This is a genomic window from Massilia atriviolacea, from assembly GCF_003953935.1.
Taxonomy (GTDB): domain Bacteria; phylum Pseudomonadota; class Gammaproteobacteria; order Burkholderiales; family Burkholderiaceae_D; genus Telluria_A; species Telluria_A atriviolacea.
In genome coordinates, this window is sequence record NZ_RXLQ01000011.1 from 235,572 (window position 1) to 252,323 (window position 16,752).

The 16,752-nt window shown below is 63.7% G+C and carries 15 protein-coding genes; all 15 read right to left on the reverse strand.

The window, feature by feature from the left end:
- Positions 1 to 12: 12 nt before the first annotated feature.
- Positions 13 to 327 carry a hypothetical protein gene (locus EJB06_RS32620; protein ID WP_229427190.1) on the reverse strand — a complete coding sequence of 105 codons (315 nt, stop codon included), beginning with the start codon at positions 325 to 327 and terminating at the stop codon, positions 13 to 15.
- Positions 324 to 1,397, reverse strand: a complete 1,074-nt coding sequence (locus EJB06_RS21100; protein ID WP_229427191.1) for a M20/M25/M40 family metallo-hydrolase — start codon at positions 1,395 to 1,397, stop codon at positions 324 to 326. The genes EJB06_RS32620 and EJB06_RS21100 overlap by 4 nt, the downstream gene beginning before the upstream one ends.
- A 156-nt stretch (positions 1,398 to 1,553) precedes the next feature.
- Positions 1,554 to 1,916, reverse strand: coding sequence for a ComEA family DNA-binding protein (locus tag EJB06_RS21105; RefSeq protein ID WP_126075986.1), 363 nt, complete (start codon positions 1,914 to 1,916; stop codon positions 1,554 to 1,556).
- A 136-nt stretch (positions 1,917 to 2,052) separates the two neighbouring features.
- Entirely contained in the window at positions 2,053 to 3,036 is a 984-nt protein-coding gene (gene rfaE1, locus EJB06_RS21110; protein WP_126075987.1) for a D-glycero-beta-D-manno-heptose-7-phosphate kinase, read from the reverse strand.
- 15 nt (positions 3,037 to 3,051) lie between these two features.
- Positions 3,052 to 4,227 (reverse strand): lipopolysaccharide assembly protein LapB, encoded by a 1,176-nt coding sequence (gene lapB, locus EJB06_RS21115; RefSeq protein ID WP_126075988.1) that lies wholly within the window; start codon positions 4,225 to 4,227, stop codon positions 3,052 to 3,054.
- A 51-nt stretch (positions 4,228 to 4,278) separates the two neighbouring features.
- Complete coding sequence (locus tag EJB06_RS21120; protein WP_126075989.1) at positions 4,279 to 4,584, reverse strand: LapA family protein; 306 nt, start codon at positions 4,582 to 4,584, stop codon at positions 4,279 to 4,281.
- A gap of 219 nt (positions 4,585 to 4,803) precedes the next feature.
- Entirely contained in the window at positions 4,804 to 5,109 is a 306-nt protein-coding gene (locus EJB06_RS21125; protein WP_008446215.1) for an integration host factor subunit beta, read from the reverse strand.
- An 18-nt stretch (positions 5,110 to 5,127) separates the two neighbouring features.
- Complete coding sequence (gene rpsA / locus EJB06_RS21130; protein ID WP_267876255.1) at positions 5,128 to 6,840, reverse strand: 30S ribosomal protein S1; 1,713 nt, start codon at positions 6,838 to 6,840, stop codon at positions 5,128 to 5,130.
- A gap of 118 nt (positions 6,841 to 6,958) precedes the next feature.
- Positions 6,959 to 7,624, reverse strand: a complete 666-nt coding sequence (cmk, locus tag EJB06_RS21135; RefSeq protein WP_126075990.1) for a (d)CMP kinase — start codon at positions 7,622 to 7,624, stop codon at positions 6,959 to 6,961.
- Positions 7,625 to 8,079: 455 nt separating this feature from the next.
- Positions 8,080 to 9,414, reverse strand: coding sequence for a 3-phosphoshikimate 1-carboxyvinyltransferase (gene aroA, locus EJB06_RS21140; RefSeq protein ID WP_126075991.1), 1,335 nt, complete (start codon positions 9,412 to 9,414; stop codon positions 8,080 to 8,082).
- A 26-nt stretch (positions 9,415 to 9,440) separates the two neighbouring features.
- Complete coding sequence (locus EJB06_RS21145; protein WP_126075992.1) at positions 9,441 to 10,346, reverse strand: prephenate dehydrogenase; 906 nt, start codon at positions 10,344 to 10,346, stop codon at positions 9,441 to 9,443.
- A gap of 1 nt (position 10,347) precedes the next feature.
- Positions 10,348 to 11,454 (reverse strand): histidinol-phosphate transaminase, encoded by a 1,107-nt coding sequence (gene hisC / locus EJB06_RS21150; protein WP_126075993.1) that lies wholly within the window; start codon positions 11,452 to 11,454, stop codon positions 10,348 to 10,350.
- Positions 11,455 to 11,489: 35 nt separating this feature from the next.
- Positions 11,490 to 12,560 (reverse strand): prephenate dehydratase, encoded by a 1,071-nt coding sequence (gene pheA / locus EJB06_RS21155; protein WP_126075994.1) that lies wholly within the window; start codon positions 12,558 to 12,560, stop codon positions 11,490 to 11,492.
- A gap of 53 nt (positions 12,561 to 12,613) precedes the next feature.
- Positions 12,614 to 13,714: a 3-phosphoserine/phosphohydroxythreonine transaminase gene (gene serC / locus EJB06_RS21160; RefSeq protein ID WP_229427192.1), complete on the reverse strand. Its 1,101-nt coding sequence runs from the start codon at positions 13,712 to 13,714 to the stop codon at positions 12,614 to 12,616.
- 137 nt (positions 13,715 to 13,851) lie between these two features.
- The gene (gene gyrA / locus EJB06_RS21165; RefSeq protein WP_126075996.1) at positions 13,852 to 16,470 is read right to left on the reverse strand and encodes a DNA gyrase subunit A; all 2,619 of its coding nucleotides are present in this window, start codon (positions 16,468 to 16,470) and stop codon (positions 13,852 to 13,854) included.
- Positions 16,471 to 16,752: the final 282 nt, after the last annotated feature.

Here is a 16,752-nt window from a genome sequence, read left to right on the forward strand (position 1 = left end):
GAACGGCGCTCCTTATCTGAGCGGCGTAGGATAGGTCGCCACGCTCGCATTGCCGTCCTTGTCGACCGCCTGCACGCCGAAGAAGTAGTTATCCTTCGACAGCTTGACGGTCGCCTCGGTCACATTGCCCACATACAGGGAGCCCTGCCACTGGGCGGCGGTGGTGTCGCGCCAGACGATGCGGTAGCCTGCCAGGTCAGGCTCGCCGTTGGCCTGCCACACCAGCGAAGAATCGTTCTCCAGCTTTGCGGTGCGCATCTGCACTTTCTGCGGCGCGGCCGGCGCCAGCGACAAGGTGGCCAGGGCCGCCGCATTGACCCGCGTCACGCGCGCGATGTGTTGTAGTCGTTGAACTCGGGCAGGTCGCCATACTGCATCGTTCCTTCCTTGCGCACGTTCTGGTGCTGGTGCGCGAAGTCTTCGTTCGGCTCGGTGAAGCGCAGCGCCGGATAACCGCGTTCCAGGAAGGGCATATGGTCGCCTCCGCGCAGGTAGCGGTCGCGCCGCTGGATCACGTTGACCGTAAAGCCGGGCACGTAGCGCTCCCCCACTTCCTTGACGTGGCGCGCCAGCTGGCGCGAGGTCGAATCGTTTTCGCCGCCGGTCGCCAGCAGGGCGCGGTTCGATTCGCTGTTTTCTTTCGTCGCCGGGATCGATTCGGCGAACAGGCGCACCTGCCTGTCGTCGACGCGGCCATCCTCGGCGCGCGAGCTGCCGATGATATCGTTGGTGAACATGCCCTGCAGGTTCAGGTTCTTCAGCCTGGCCTGTTCGGCCCAATGCGCCGCGCCCAGCAGGCCCTGCTCCTCGGCCGCCACCGCCATGAAGACGATGGTCGCGTCGAACTGGTGGCGCGCCATCACGCACGCCATTTCCATCACGGCGGCGGTGCCGGACGCGTCGTCGTTGGCGCCGGGCGCGTCGCCGCTGGCATCCATGACGTCGGTGTTGCGCGAGTCGTAATGGCCGCTGACGACGTAGATGCGGTCTTTCGATGCGGCCTGGGTGCCGGGCAGGGTCGCCACCACGTTGACGATCTCGGTCGGGCGCGAAATGCGCGCCGATACCGGCGCCACATGGCTGTCGAAGCTCACCTGCAGGCGCCCGCCGGCGGCGGCGCCGCAGCGTTCCAGTTCGGCCTTGATCCAGCGCCGCGCGGCGCCGATGCCGACCGTCTCCGACACCGTGTCCGACATGGTGTGGCGCGTCTTGAAGCCGACCAGCTTGCGCACGTGCGCCTCGATGCGCTGCGGCGAAATGTCGCCGACGATCTTGTCGACCTGGGCCTGGCGGCGCGCAAGGTCGGGGCTGGCGGGAGCGGAAGCGGCGGCGCAGGCGCCGGCAGCGGCGGCGATCAGGGTGGCCAGCAGGGGTTTGGTGAAGGGGACAGATGCCATGGGAGGTCCTTTGCGACGGGCGACAGTGAAATGAGCGGCCTTATCTTCTCACGAGCCGCAGCGCACAAGAGCGTCCATACAGCGAAAAAAACCGGTGCGCGCGCATGAAAAAACCCGCAGCGTCGGCGGCGGGTTTTTGGGCCGGAACCACGGCGCTTACATCTTCGATGGCGGCTGCGCCGGTTTGACGGCCGCTGCCGGCTTGGCGGCCGGCGCGGCCCTGGCCGCAGTTGCCGGTGCGGCCCCATCGAAGGGCTTGCCCGCTACCTGCAGCCCGGCTTGCGACAGCTTGACGGCGCGCTTGTCGCCCACGCCCTTGACGCGCCTGGAAAAGTCGGCCCAGTCCTTGAATTCGCCGCCCTTGGTGCGTTCCTCCAGGATCATTTTGGAGGTGGAAGGGCCGATGCCCTTGACGCTGTCCAGTGCGGCAGCGTCCGCCTTGTTCACGTCGACCTGGGCAAACGCCATGCTCATTGCGGCCACCAGGGTGGCGGCGGCCATCATCAATTGTCGGATCATCTTGTGTCTCCTTCGGATTAGAGGGACGCGATTGCGGCCCCGACAAATCAACGGATGACCCGGCACAATGTTGACCGCGCCGATTGAGCGTTATCAGAACGGCAAAACGCCAATCGTGTAGGCAGGCTCGGCTGTTTTACCGGCCGAACAGTTCTTCGCGCGTCACGGTCGCCGTGCCGAGCTTGCCGACGACGATGCCGCCGGCGCGGTTGGCGGTCATGATGGCGTCGGCCATCGGCATGCCGGCGCCGAGCATCGAGGCCATGGTGGCGATCACCGTGTCGCCGGCGCCGGAGACGTCGAACACTTCGCGCGCGTCGGCGTGCATGTGCAGCACTTCATGTTCGGTGTACAGGCTCATGCCCTCTTCCGAGCGCGTGAGCAGCAAGGCGTCGAGGCGCAGTTCGGCGCGCAGGGCCTGGGCCTTGGCGGTTAGCTGTGCTTCGGTCGACCAGCTGCCGGCGATGCGGCGGAATTCCGACTTGTTGGGCGTGAGCACGGTGGCGCCGGCGTAGCGCGAAAAATCGTCGCCCTTGGGATCGACCATGACGATCTTGCCGGCCGCGCGGCCCGCCGCGACCATCTGCGCCACATTCACCAGGCTGCCCTTGTTGTAGTCGGACAGGATCACCACGTCGTAATCGGGCAGCAGCGCGTTGAACTGGGTGAGCTTGTCGCGCAGGACCGTGTCGGTCGGCGCGTCTTCGAAGTCGATGCGCAGCAGCTGCTGCTGGCGGCCGATCACGCGCAGCTTGATGATGGTCGAAATGGCCGCGTCGCGCTGCAGGTAGCTGTCGATGCGCGACTCGGCCAGCAGCTGCGCCACCTGCTCGCCCGCTTCGTCGGCGCCGACCACGCCCAGCAGGCCGCAGCGCGCGCCCAGGGCGGCCGCGTTGCGCGCCACGTTGGCGGCGCCGCCCAGGCGCTCTTCGCGCTTCTCGATGCGCACGATCGGCACCGGCGCTTCGGGCGAAATGCGGCTGACGTCGCCGAACCAGTAACGGTCCAGCATCACGTCGCCGACGACCAGGATGCGCACCGCGCCCAGGTCGGGCGCGGCAATGAGGGGATGGCTGTCGGCGCCAGTCAGGCGCGCGGGAGTGGTGGCGAGATCGGTCATCGGTTCCTGATACGCTTAATTCATGACATTGAGTTCTTCGGTGCGGCGCGGCGGGTAGGTCTCCCAGCGGCTGCATCCCGGGCACTGCCAGTAGAACTGGCGCGCCTTGAAGCCGCAGTGGCTGCACTGGTAGCGCGCCAGCTTCTGGGTGTAGCCGCGCACCAGGTTCTTCACCATCGACAGCTCGTCCCAGACATCGGCCGGGGCGTCCATCAGGCGCGCTTCGAGCAGCTTGTCGAGTCCCAGCAGGGTCGGATTGCGGCGCAGTTCCTCGATCATCAGCTGCTTGGCCGCGTCCACCCCATCGAGTTCGATGACAGCCTTGAACACCACTTCGATCAGGTCGATCGAGGACGCTTCGGCCAGGTAGGAGCGCAGCAGGTTGACGCCTTCCTGCGGGCGGCCGACCTTGCGGTAGCCGTCCATCAGGCGCTGCGCCACCAGGGCCACGTGCGGCACGCTTTGCTGTTCGACGCGGCGCCAGGTCACCAGCGCGCCTTCGACATCGTCCTTGACCAGCTGGGCGTCGCCGGTCAGGAGCGTCGCGCGCACGTTCTTGCGGTCGGCGTGCAGGGCCTTGTCGAGCAAGGCCAGGGCATCGTCGGTGTGCATGTGGACCAGGGCATCCTGGGCCAGCTCGCAGTAGAACTGGGCGATTTCCTTCTGGCGCGCGCCGGCGCCCGATTCCTGCAGGCCGAGGGCGGCTTCGATCGCGCGCGGCCATTCCTTTTCGCGCTGGTAGATTTCGAGCAGGGCGCGGCGGGCCTGGGCGCCGTAGGGCGTATCGAGCAGGAGGTTGAAGGTTTCCTCGGCGCGGTCGAGCAGGCCGGCCTTGAGATAGTCCATGCCCAGTTCGTACTGGCCGTGGGCCTTCTCGTCGGCCGGCAGGTCGGGGCGCGAGAGCAGGTTCTGGTGGACGCGGATGGCGCGTTCGATTTCGCCGCGGCGGCGGAACAGGTTGCCGAGGGCGAAGTGCATCTCGACCGTTTCGGGATCGAGCTTGACGATGTCGATGAAGGCGTCGATGGCCTTGTCGGGCTGCTCGTTGAGCAGGAAGTTCAGGCCGCGAAAATACCCGCGCGGCAAGGTGCGCGATTCGGAGAGCAGCTGCTTGATGTCGACGCGCGCGGCGATCCATCCCAGGGCGAAAAACAGTGGGATGCCAAGCAACATCCAGATTTCAAATTCCATGCGATTCTTTTTGTTGGTTTTTCAGATCGTGAGTGCCGGCGTATGGCCGGGTTATTGCTGCGTACTGACGCTGTCCGGCTGCGGCTGGGCAACATTGGTGCGCGCCACGGTTTGCAGGGCGACGATGGTGTTCTTGTGTTTCGACGTTTCGCGGCGGTGGCGGAACACGGTGGGCGTGACGGCCAGGATGCCGAGGGCGGCGCCGGCGACGAAAAAGCCCAGCAGCATCAGCACCAGGGGGCCGCGCAGTTCGTAATTGAGGAAAAAGTGCAGGTCGACTTCCTGCGTGTTCTTCAGGGCGAAGCCGAAAAACAGGATAAACAGAATAAATCCAACGATGGTGGATACAAATTTCATCAGCCAGGTCCAGTCTGAAAAGGTCGCAAGTGTCGCATATTACACCAAAACAAAGGGCGGCCGGGGAGCGGGTAAGCGGCTCGACCAACTCGGGTTCCCGCCTGCGCGGGAACGGCGGCGTTGAGGTCGACGGCCGGAAGATTCACCTCAGGCGCAAGGACATGACGGGCGAAAAAAAACGGCATCCAAGGATGCCGTTCTTCTGTGTCGACAAACGACTCAGTCTTCAATAATCGGCTGCCCGACCATCGCATCTACCCGTTCGCGCAATTGCTTGCCCGGCTTGAAGTGCGGCACCCGTTTTTCGGGCACCATCACCTTGTCGCCGGACTTGGGATTGCGTCCGATGCGCGGCGGCCGGCTGTTCAGGGCAAAACTGCCGAAACCACGGATCTCGATGCGCTGACCGGTCGCCAAGGCGTTGGTCATGGCATCGAGGATGGTCTTGACAGCGTACTCCGCATCCTTGGCCACCAGCTGAGAATAGCGCTCAGCCAGGCGGTTAATCAACTCGGACTTCGTCATCTGTCGATTCCGAGTGTCTTAGTTCTTGTTGTCGAACTTAGCTTTCAACAGTGCGCCCAGGCTGGTGGTGCCCGATGCCGCATTGTTGTCGGAGGACGAAGCCATTTTCTGCATCGCTTCCTGGGTTTCAACATTGTCTTTCGCCTTGATCGACAGCTGGATGCTGCGAGCCTTGCGGTCGATGTTGATGACCAGCGCTTCAACCGAATCGCCAACCTTCAGGTGGGTACCGGCATCTTCAACGCGGTCGCGCGAGATTTCGGAAGCACGCAGGTAGCCTTCCACTTCTTCGGACAGCTGGATCACAGCGCCCTTAGGCTCGACCGACTTGACCGTACCCGTGACCAGGGAGCCTTTGTCGTTCATGGCAGCGAAGTTGTTGAATGGGTCGCCTTCGAGTTGCTTGACACCCAGGGAAACGCGCTCGCGCTCGACGTCGATCGCCAGCACGATGGCTTCCAGTTCGTCGCCCTTCTTGAAACGGCGCACAGCTTCTTCGCCGGTTTCGGTCCAGGACAGGTCGGACAGGTGCACCAGGCCGTCGATGTTGCCGGCCAGGCCGATGAACACGCCGAAGTCGGTGATCGACTTGATCGCGCCGCGGACTTTGTCGCCCTTCTTGTGGGTAACGCCGAAGTCATCCCATGGATTGGCTTTGCACTGCTTCATGCCCAGCGAAATACGGCGACGCTCTTCGTCGATCTCGAGAACCATGACTTCCACTTCGTCGCCCAGCTGGACAACTTTGTTTGGCGCCACGTTCTTGTTGGTCCAGTCCATTTCGGAGACGTGAACCAGACCTTCGATACCCTGCTCGACTTCCACGAACGCGCCGTAGTCGGTCAGGTTCGTTACTTTGCCGAACAGACGGGTGCTTTGCGGGTAACGACGGGACAGACCGGTCCAAGGATCGTCGCCCAGTTGCTTCACGCCCAGCGAGACACGGTTCTTTTCCTGATCGTACTTCAGGACCTTGGCGGTGATTTCCTGGCCGACGGTCAGCACTTCCGATGGGTGACGCACACGACGCCATGCCAGGTCGGTGATGTGCAGCAGGCCGTCGATACCGCCCAGATCCACGAACGCGCCGTAGTCGGTGATGTTCTTGACGACGCCGGTAACCACGGTGCCTTCTTTCAGCGTTTCCATCAGTTTCTGACGCTCTTCGCCCATCGATGCTTCGATCACGGCGCGGCGGGACAGAACCACGTTGTTACGCTTACGGTCGAGCTTGATGACCTTGAATTCCAGGGTCTTGCCTTCGAACGGGGTGGTGTCCTTGACAGGACGGGTGTCGACCAGCGAACCCGGCAGGAATGCGCGGATGCCGTTGGTCAGCACGGTCAGGCCGCCCTTGACCTTGCCATTGACGGTACCGACGACGATCTCGCCCGATTCCATGGCTTTTTCCAGCGCCAGCCACGAGGCCAGGCGTTTTGCCTTGTCGCGCGACAGGATGGTGTCGCCGAAGCCGTTTTCCAGCGACTCAATCGCTACGGAAACGAAATCGCCGACTTGAACTTCCAGTTCGCCCTGGTCGTTCTTGAATTCTTCGATAGGAATGAAAGCTTCGGATTTGAGGCCGGCGTTGACGATCACGAAATTGTGGTCGAGACGCACGACTTCAGCGGAAATAACTTCGCCGGAGCGCATATCTTGGCGCGACAACGATTCCTCGAAGAGCGCTGCAAAACTTTCCATACCGGTTGCTTCAGTTGTTGCTGTAGACATAGTTTGTACACGAGTTAGCCAGCAGAGATCGCACCATGCGACTTAAACTGGGTTATAGGTTGAATCAACGCCTGCAACGGCACGATTGCGATTGCAAGCACCCATTGCTACTACTTTACTACTTGGCGTGCGCATACCATTTCAGCACTTCCTCGACCGCTTCGTCAGCGGTCATGTGGGAGGTGTCGAGCAGGTGCGCCCCTTCCGCCGGCATGAGCGGCGCGATGGCCCGGTAAGTATCACGGTCGTCGCGCGCCTTCAAATCGGACAGGAGGTCTTCTATATTAGCAGAAAAGCCCTTGTCAATCAATTGCTTATATCGGCGTTGCGCGCGCGCCTCGGTACTGGCGGTCAGGAACACCTTCAACTGGGCGTGCGGAAAGATAACGGTGCCCATGTCGCGGCCGTCGGCGACCAGTCCCGGGGCGCGGCGAAAGCCCAGCTGGAGGGCGAACAGGGCCTGGCGCACGGCCGGGAGGGCGGCGATCTTCGATGCCATGTTGCCAACTTCCTCGGCGCGGATGAGTTGGGTGACATTTTCGTTGGCCAGCAGGATTTCGCCGCCGCTGAAGCTGGCGGGGAGGTGTTCGGCCAGCTTGGCGAGGCCGTGTTCGTCGCTCAGCGGCGTGGCGCGGCGCAGGGCCATCAGCGCGGTGAGGCGGTACAGGGCGCCGGAATCGAGGTAATGGAAGCCGAGCCGATCGGCCACCCTGTGGGCGACGGTGCCCTTGCCGGAAGCGGTGGGACCATCGATGGCGATGACGGGAATATGAGAATGTGGCATGGGACGATGTCCTGGTAAAAACACGATAAAACGAGCAAAAACGCTGCCGCGAAAAATCCCACAACGCGGCTCAACATTCCCACAACCGGGGTCAGAGCTTTAATTAGAAACATTTCAAAACGCACCAACCGGGGTCAGAGCTTTTATTCGCAACATTGCAAAAACGATCCGCCGGGGCCTGAACTCCGGTTCGAAATTAGTTGCCAACGAAGTAAGCACGCGGGGCAGCAGTAAGCAGCGTTGTAACGCTGTCCGCCGGTACCATCGGCGCCCTGCTGCGTGCGCACGACGCGGCTTCGTTTGGTGACAACACATTCAGTCGATGCGTGGCAATTTGTTTCGAATCAGACCTCAGTCCCCGGTTGTCGGATTGTTTAGTTGCTGAGCAATTTATTTCCAATTAAAGCTCTGACCCCGGTTGTAGGCGGGTTGAGCTCAGTTGTAGGAGTTTCAGCTTAAATCAGTTGGTCGCGGGCGATGCCGGCGAAGGCGTCGAAGTAGTCGGGGAAGGTCTTGGCGACACACTTCGGGTCGTTGATGCGCATCGTGTTGCCGCGCCGCGCTTTACCATCCAAGCTGGCCAGCGAGAAGCACATCGCCATCCGGTGGTCGTCGTAGGTGTCGATCGTCGCCGCGCTCAGCTCGCCCTCGGGCGGGGTCACCGAAATGAAGTCGGGACCCTCCACCACGATCGCGCCCAGCTTGCGCAGTTCGGTCGCCATCGCACTCAGGCGGTCGGTCTCTTTCACCCGCCAGCTGGCGATGTTGCGCAAGGTCGTGGTGCCGTCGGCGTACAAGGCCGCCACCGCAATCGTCATCGCCGCGTCCGGAATGTGGTTGAAGTCGGCGTCGATGGCTTTCAACACGCCGTTCGAACGCGCTTCGATCCAGTTGTCGCCGCGCGTGATCGTCGCGCCCATCTGTTCCAGCGCTTCGGCAAAGCGCACGTCGCCCTGGATGCTGTCGCGCCCTACTCCCTCGACCCGGATCGGACCGCCGCCGATCGCGCCCGCCGCCAGGAAGTATGAGGCCGACGAGGCGTCGCCTTCGACATGGATGGTGCCCGGACTGGTATAGCGCTGCCCCGGCTGCACCGTGAACGATTGCCACCCATCCTGCTGCACCGTCACGCCGAAGCGCCGCATCAGGTTCAGGGTAATTTCGATATACGGCTTGGAAATAAGTTCGCCGACCACGTCGATGGTGACCGGATGCTCACGCGCCATCAGCGGCGCGGCCATCAGCAGCGCGGTCAGGAACTGGCTCGATACATTGCCGCGCACCGACAGGCGCTGCGCGTGGATATGCCCGCGCCGGATGCGCAGCGGCGGAAATCCTTCCACGCCGGTGTACTCGATCTGGGCGCCGATGGCGTTCAGGGCGTCGACCAGGTCGCCGATCGGGCGCTCGTGCATGCGCGTGACGCCATGCAGGGTATAGTCGCCGCCGATCACCGCCAGCGCCGCCGTCAGCGGCCGGATCGCGGTGCCGGCATTGCCCATGAACAGATCGGCTGCGTGCACCGGCAGGCTGCCGCCGCCGCCCTGCACGACGTGGGTGTGCTCATCGACCTGCTCCCAGCCCAGGCCCAGCGAGCGCAATGCGCCCAGCATGACCAGGGTGTCGTCGGACGCCAGCAGGTCGACGATGGTGGTGCTGCCTTCGGCCAGCGCGGCCAGCAGCAAGGTGCGGTTGGAGATGCTCTTGGACCCCGGCAGCCGCACCACGCCCTCGACGTGCATGACGGGCTTGAGATCGATATGGTGCGGGTACTGCTTTGGCTGGGTCATGCTGAGGGTTCCTTGAAATGCTGGGTTTATTCGGGACTGCTGTCCGGCGCCGGCGGCGCTTCGGCCGCTTCGATCGCTTCGATCCAGCGGCAGCGCGCGCGCTGGGCGTTGGCGTAGACCGCTTCGATGGCGGCGCCGTCGCCATTGGCGAGCATGGCGCGCAATCCTGTCAATTGTGCCAGATATGCGTCCAATTCGCCCAGCAGGGCAGCCTGGTTGGCCAGGCTGATGTCGCGCCACATCTCGGGCGAGGAGCCGGCAATCCGGGTGAAGTCGCGAAATCCGCTGGCGGCGTACTGGAACAGCAACCCCGCATGCGGCTTGCGGGCGATGTCGTCGACCAGCGCATACGCCAGCAGATGCGGCAGGTGGCTGACCGAGGCGAATACGGTGTCGTGCTCCTGCGGCGAGAGCGTGTGGATGATGGCGCCGCAGGCGCGCCACGCGGCGGCCACGCGCTCGACATCGGCGGCCGCATTTTCGGCCAGCGGCGTGAGCACGGTCTTCTTGCCGTGGTACAGGTCGACGATGGCGGCGTCCGGACCGTTGGTTTCGCGCCCGGCAATCGGGTGCCCCGGCACGAACTGGCCGACACGCCCGCCCAGCGCGGCGCGCGCCGCCGCCACCACGTCGGACTTGGTGCTGCCGGCGTCGGTGAGCACGGTTCCCGCCTCCAGGTACGGCAGCAGCGAGGCCAGGATGGTCGCGGTCTGCGCCACCGGGGCGGCGACCAGCACCAGGTCGGCGCCCGCCATGGCCTCCTGCATCGAGTCCGCCACCTGGTCGACGATGCCCAGTGCGAGCGCGCGCGCCATGGCCTCGGGCGAGCGGCCCACGCCGACCAGGGTGCCGACCACGCCCGCATGGCGCAGCGCGCGCGCGAAGGAGCCGCCGATCAGCCCTACGCCGACAATGACGACTTTATTGAGCACGTCAGGCCAGCGCTTTCTTGAGGGCGGCGATGAAGATCGCGTTTTCGGCCGGCAGGCCGATCGAGATGCGCAGCCATTGCGGCAGGCCGTAATTGCCGACCGGGCGCACGATCACGCCTTGCTTGAGCAGCGCCAGGTTGACGCGCGCGCCGGCGCCATCGTCGTCGCCGACCTTGACCAGCACGAAGTTACCGAACGACGGCACGTACTGCAGCCCCAGTTCCTCAAAAGCCTCGACGAACTGGGCGTAGCCGGCCGCGTTGTTCCTGGCGCCCTGCTCCAGGAAGGGCTTGTCGTTCAGGGCGGCGATGGCGGCGGCCTGCGCCAGCGAGTTGACGTTGAACGGCTGGCGGATGCGGTTCATCAGGTCGGTCAGGGCCGGCTGCGCAATGGCAAAACCGACGCGCAGGCCGGCCAGGCCGTAGGCCTTGGAGAAGGTGCGCGAGACCAGCAGGTTCGGGTACTTGCGCGCCCACTGGCTCGACTCGAACTGCTGCTCGGGCGCCAGGAATTCGTTATACGCTTCGTCCAGCACCACGACCACGCCGGCCGGCACCTTGTTCAGGAACGCTTCGATCTGCGCGGCCGGGATGAAGGTGCCGGTCGGGTTGTTCGGGTTGGCGATGAAGACCAGGCGCGTGTCGGCGTCGATGGCCGCCGCCATGGCGTCGAGGTCGTGCCCGTATTCCCTGGCCGGCACCACGATGGCGCGCGCGCCCACGCCTTGCGTGGCCAGCGCGTACACGGCGAAGGAATACTGGGAGTAGACCACGGCCTGGCCTTTTTGTACAAAGGCGTGGGCGGCGATTTCGAGGATGTCGTTGCTGCCGTTGCCCAGGGTGATCCAGTCGGCCGGCACCTCGTAGCGCTTGGAGAGCGCCGCTTTCAGGTCGAAACCGTTGGCGTCCGGGTAGCGTCCCAGGTCGGCGACGGCCGCGGCCATGGCTTGCTGGCTCGACTCCGGCACGCCGAAGGGATTCTCGTTGGACGCCAGTTTGACGATGTTCGCTTCGTCGAGGCCGAACTCGCGCGCGACTTCGGCGATCGGTTTGCCCGCCTGGTAGGGGGCGATGGCACGGACGTATTCTGGACCGAATTGCTGGGACATGGTTTATCTCTGTAGTTGTTTTAAATTCGAAAAAATCAAAGACTGAGCGGGTACGAGCCGAGCACCTTGAAGAAGGCGGCGTTATCGCGCAGTTCGTCGAGCGCCTTGGCCACCGCAGGGTCCTGCACGTGGCCTTCGATGTCGACGTAAAAATAGTATTCCCAGGTGCCGATGCGGGCCGGGCGCGATTCGAAGCGCGTCATCGACACGCCATTGACGGCCAGCGGCGCCAGCAGGTTGTACACGGCGCCCGCCTTGTTCGGCACCGCCAGCACCAGCGAGGTCTGGTCGGCGCCGGACGGATTGGTCTGCAGGTGGCCGATGACGGCAAAGCGGGTGCGGTTGTGCGGGTCGTCCTGGATGTGGCCCTTGACCACGCCGAGGCGGTACTGTTCGCCCGCCATTTCGCTGGCGATCGCCGCGATCGCCGGATCCTTGCTGGCCATGACGGCCGCTTCGGCGTTCGATACCACCGCGCGCCGTTCGATGCCGGGGTAGTTCTGGTTCAGCCAGACCTGGCACTGGGCCAGCGCCTGCGAGTGGGCGCACACCACCGTCACGCCATCCATATTGCCGGTCCTGGTCATCAGGCTGTGGTGCACGGGGATCGAGATCTCGCCGCTGATGATGGTGGTGGTGCCGAGCATCAGGTCGAGGGTGCGGTTGACCGCGCCTTCGGACGAATTTTCGACCGGGACCACGCCGAAATCGGCGGTGCCGGCTTCGGTCGCGCGGAACACTTCATCGATCGAGATGCAGGGCAGCCCTTCGATGGCGGTGCCGAACTGCTGGAACGCGGCCTGCTCGGTAAAGGTGCCGGACGGCCCGAGGTAGGCCACGGTGACGCGCTTTTCGAGCGAGCGGCAGGCCGACATGATCTCGCGGAAGATGGTCTGCACTTCGGCCGCCTTGAGCGGGCCGGGATTGCGGTCGGCCACGCCGCGCAGCACTTGCGCTTCGCGTTCGGGACGGAACACGGGGGCGCTGGTTTCGGCCTTGACGTGGCCGACTTCCTGCGCCAGGCGCGCGCGCTGGCTGAGCAGGTCGAGAATCTGCGCGTCGATCGCATCGATCTGTTCGCGCAATGGGGTAAGTTTGTCTGTCATCGGTGCGGCATGGTTTGCGGTGAATCGGTTGTTCGCACGGGACGCGCCCGCGATCAGGTACGGCCGGCGAACTCGTTCAGGTAATCGACCAGGGCTTGCACGCCCTCGATCGGCATCGCGTTGTAGATCGATGCGCGCATACCGCCCACGGACTTGTGGCCCTTGAGCTGCAGCAGGCCGCGCGCTTTTGCACCGGCCAGGAATGTGTCGTTCAGTGTTTCGTCGCGCAGGTAGAACGGTACGTTCATGCGCGAGCGGCAGTCTTGCGCCACCCGGTTCTGGTAAAAATCGTCGGCGTCGAGTGCGGCGTACAGCAGTTCGGCCTTGGCGATGTTGCGCCGCTCGGCGGCGGCCACCCCGCCCTGGCGCAGCAGGTGCGCGAATACCAGGCCGGCGATGTAGATGCCGTAGGTGGGCGGCGTGTTGTACATCGAGTCGTGCGCGGCGACGGTGCTCCAGTCGAAGGCGGACGGGCAGATCGGCAGCGCGTGGCCGAGCAGATCCTCGCGCACGATCACCAGCGTCAGGCCGGCCGGGCCGATGTTCTTTTGCGCGCCGGCGAAAATGACGCCGTATTTGCTCACGTCGATCGTGCGCGACAGGATGTGCGAGGACATGTCGGCCACGATCGGCGTGCCGTCGGCCAGTTCGGGCACGAAGTTGTATTCGACGCCGTCGATGGTCTCGTTGGTGCACAGGTGCAGGTAGGCGGCGCCGGGGGTGAGCTTCCAGCCGCTTTGCGGCGGCACCGTGGTGAAGCGCGTGCCTTCGCTGCTGGCGGCCACGTTGACCGTCGCGTAGCGCGCCGCTTCCTTGACCGACTTGCCGGACCAGGAACCGGTGTGCACGAAGTCGATGGTGGCCGGCTGGCCCGATGGCGATACCCGGCCGACGAGGTTCATCGGCACGATGGCGTTTTCGCCCAGGCCGCCGCCTTGCAGGAACAGGATCTTGTAGTTGGATGGAACATCGAGCAGCTGGCGCAGGTCGCGCACGGCCGCTTCGTAGATCGAGATGAACTCGGGACCGCGGTGGCTCATCTCCATCACCGACATGCCGCTGCCATGCCAGTCGAGCATGTCGGCGGCTGCCTCTTGCAGCACTTCCTTGGGCAGGACGGCGGGGCCGGCGGAGAAGTTGTAGATCTGGGTCACGATGGTCCTTGCGAATGGGGGGCGATGTGTCGGCGCCGTTTTCATGACCCTGTCCGTGCCGGATCCGGGTCAAAAAAAAAGGGGCCGGCATCATTTTCGCACGAAGTGTGAAAACAATGCCGGCCCCCCGCCGTTTTTTACTCCGGCGGGTTTTCGAGGTCGACGTCTTCGAGGTCGGTTTCGACGATGCGCTGCAAGCCACTGAGCTTGGTGCCGTCTTCGACCGCGATCAGGGTCACGCCCTGGGTGGCGCGGCCCATCTCGCGGATTTCCGACACGCGCGTGCGAATCAGGACGCCGCCGGTGGTGATCAGCATGATCTCGTCGCTCGGCTCGACCAGGGTGGCGGCGACCACGCGGCCGTTACGTTCGCTGGTCTGGATCGCGATCATGCCCTTGGTGCCGCGGCCGTGGCGGGTGTACTCGGTGATCGGGGTACGCTTGCCGAAGCCGTTCTCGGTGGCCGTCAGGACCGACTGCTGCTCGTTCTCGGCCACCAGCAGGGCGATCACGTTCTGGCCCTCTTCCAGGTTCATGCCGCGCACGCCGCGCGCGGTACGGCCCATCGGACGCACGTCGTTTTCGTCGAAGCGCACCGCCTTGCCGGAGTCGGAGAACAGCATCACATCGTGTTCGCCATCGGTCAGCGCGGCGCCGATCAGGAAGTCGCCGTCGTCCAGGTCGACCGCGATGATGCCGGCCTTGCGCGGATTGCTGAAGTCTTTCAGCGGGGTCTTCTTGACGGTACCGAGGCTGGTCGCCATGAACACGTAATGGTCTTCCGGGAAGGTGCGGTTCACGCCCGACAGCGGCAGCACCACGGTGATCTTCTCGTTGTCCTGCAGCGGGAACATGTTGACGATCGGCTTGCCGCGCGAGTTGCGCGAGCCTTGCGGCACTTCCCATACCTTCAGCCAGTACATGCGGCCGCGGTTCGAGAAGCACAGGATGTAATCGTGCGTGTTGGCGATGAACAGCTGGTCGATCCAGTCCTCTTCCTTGGTCGCCATGGCCTGCTTGCCGCGTCCGCCGCGCTTTTGCGCACGGTATTCGGAGATCGGCTGCGACTTCATGTAGCCGGTGTGCGACAGGGTCACGACCATGTCCTGCGGCGTGATCAGGTCTTCGGTTTCCAGGTCGGTGGCATTGTGCTCGATGGTCGAGCGGCGCACGTCCTTGTTGCCGACGCCGTACTCGTTCATGATCACCGTCATTTCGTCGGTGATGATGACGGTCACGCGCTCCGGCTTGGCCAGGATGTCGAGCAGGTCGGCGATGTGCGCCATGATGTCTTTGTACTCGTTGACGATCTTGTCCTGTTCCAGGCCGGTCAGGCGCTGCAGGCGCATCTGCAGGATCTCTTGCGCCTGTTCGTCGGACAGCTTGTACAGGCCGTCGGGCTGCATGCCGTAGTGCTTCGGCAGGTGCTCCGGACGGAAGGCTTCGACGCCGCCGACGGTGGCGCCTTCGGCGGTGCGCAGCAGCATTTCGCGCACCAGCGAGGAATCCCAGGCGCGCGCCATCAGTTCGGTCTTGGCGATCGGCGGCGACGGCGCGGCCTTGATGATGGCGATGAAGTCGTCGATATTGGCCAGGGCGACCGCCAGGCCTTCGAGCATGTGGCCGCGTTCGCGCGCCTTGCGCAGTTCGAACACGGTGCGGCGCGTGACCACTTCGCGCCGGTGCGACAGGAAGCACTGCAGCATCTGCTTGAGGTTCAGCAGCTTCGGCTGGCCGTTGACCAGCGCCACCATGTTCATGCCGAAGGTGTCCTGCAACTGGGTCTGCTTGTACAGATTGTTGAGCACGACTTCCGGCACTTCGCCGCGTTTCAGCTCGATCACCACGCGCATGCCCGATTTGTCGGACTCGTCGCGGATGTCGGAAATGCCTTCCAGCTTCTTGTCGCGCACGTTTTCGGCGATGCGCTCGAGCAGCGATTTCTTGTTCACCTGGTAGGGCAGCTCGTCGACGATGATGGCGATGCGGCCGCCATCCTTGCCGTATTCCTCGAAGTGGGTCTTGGCGCGCATCACCACGCGTCCGCGTCCGGTGCGGTAGCCGTCGCGCACGCCCGAGACGCCGTAGATGATGCCGGCGGTCGGGAAGTCCGGGGCCGGGATGATCTCGATCAGCTCGTCGATGGTGCAGTCGGGATTGCGCAGCACGTGCAGGGCGCCGTTGACGATCTCGGTCAGGTTGTGCGGCGGAATGTTGGTGGCCATGCCGACCGCGATGCCGGACGAACCGTTGATCAGCAGATTCGGGATCCGGGTCGGCAAGACCGTCGGTTCTTTTTCCTTGCCATCATAGTTGGGCTGGAAGTCGACCGTGTCCTTGTCGATATCGGCCAGGATCTCGCCGGCGATCTTGTCGAGGCGGCACTCGGTGTAACGCATCGCCGCGGCGCTGTCGCCGTCGACCGAACCGAAGTTGCCCTGGCCATCGATCAGCGTGTAGCGCAAGGAGAAATCCTGGGCCATGCGCACCAGCGTGTCGTAGATCGACGCGTCGCCGTGCGGGTGGTACTTACCCATCGTATCGCCGACCACGCGCGCGCATTTCACGTACGGGCGGTTGTGCACGTAATTACTTTCGTGCATGGCGTACAGGACGCGGCGGTGCACCGGCTTCAAGCCGTCGCGCACATCCGGCAAGGCGCGCCCGACGATCACGCTCATCGCGTAATCGAGGTAGCTCTTGCGCATCTCTTCTTCGAGGGAAATGGGGATTGTTTCTTTTGCGAATTGATCCATTGGCGGGACTGATCTCAGGCTGTGGTTATATTAGCTGTACGCAAATTTGCTGCATGTTCGATGCCGCCAGGCCGACAGGTGCACAACCTTGGTGCGCCCACCTACTTAGCTACAGACAAGCGTGGGATTTTAGCATGCGCCGTATGGCAGTTGCGCAAATCCTAAATGTTAGGCAATGGAACAAGCGTGAGCGAAATCATAAAAACGTTCACATTTTGTCAACCCGATGATGACACGGCAGACACGATGTGAGGTAACCTAAGTTCCGTGGACACTTTCATT

Excerpts from the sequence above, each read along its gene's own strand:
- EJB06_RS21120 (WP_126075989.1), bottom strand. The coding sequence starts at position 4,584 with ATGAAATTTGTATCCACCATCGTTGGATTTATTCTGTTTATCCTGTTT.
- rpsA (WP_267876255.1), bottom strand. The coding sequence starts at position 6,840 with ATGTCTACAGCAACAACTGAAGCAACCGGTATGGAAAGTTTTGCAGCG.
- cmk (WP_126075990.1), bottom strand. The coding sequence starts at position 7,624 with ATGCCACATTCTCATATTCCCGTCATCGCCATCGATGGTCCCACCGCT.
- EJB06_RS21125 (WP_008446215.1), bottom strand. The coding sequence starts at position 5,109 with ATGACGAAGTCCGAGTTGATTAACCGCCTGGCTGAGCGCTATTCTCAG.
- hisC (WP_126075993.1), bottom strand. The coding sequence starts at position 11,454 with ATGTCCCAGCAATTCGGTCCAGAATACGTCCGTGCCATCGCCCCCTAC.
- EJB06_RS21105 (WP_126075986.1), bottom strand. The coding sequence starts at position 1,916 with ATGATCCGACAATTGATGATGGCCGCCGCCACCCTGGTGGCCGCAATG.
- gyrA (WP_126075996.1), bottom strand. The coding sequence starts at position 16,470 with ATGGATCAATTCGCAAAAGAAACAATCCCCATTTCCCTCGAAGAAGAG.
- aroA (WP_126075991.1), bottom strand. The coding sequence starts at position 9,414 with ATGACCCAGCCAAAGCAGTACCCGCACCATATCGATCTCAAGCCCGTC.
- lapB (WP_126075988.1), bottom strand. The coding sequence starts at position 4,227 with ATGGAATTTGAAATCTGGATGTTGCTTGGCATCCCACTGTTTTTCGCC.
- EJB06_RS21100 (WP_229427191.1), bottom strand. The coding sequence starts at position 1,397 with ATGGCATCTGTCCCCTTCACCAAACCCCTGCTGGCCACCCTGATCGCC.
- pheA (WP_126075994.1), bottom strand. The coding sequence starts at position 12,560 with ATGACAGACAAACTTACCCCATTGCGCGAACAGATCGATGCGATCGAC.
- rfaE1 (WP_126075987.1), bottom strand. The coding sequence starts at position 3,036 with ATGACCGATCTCGCCACCACTCCCGCGCGCCTGACTGGCGCCGACAGC.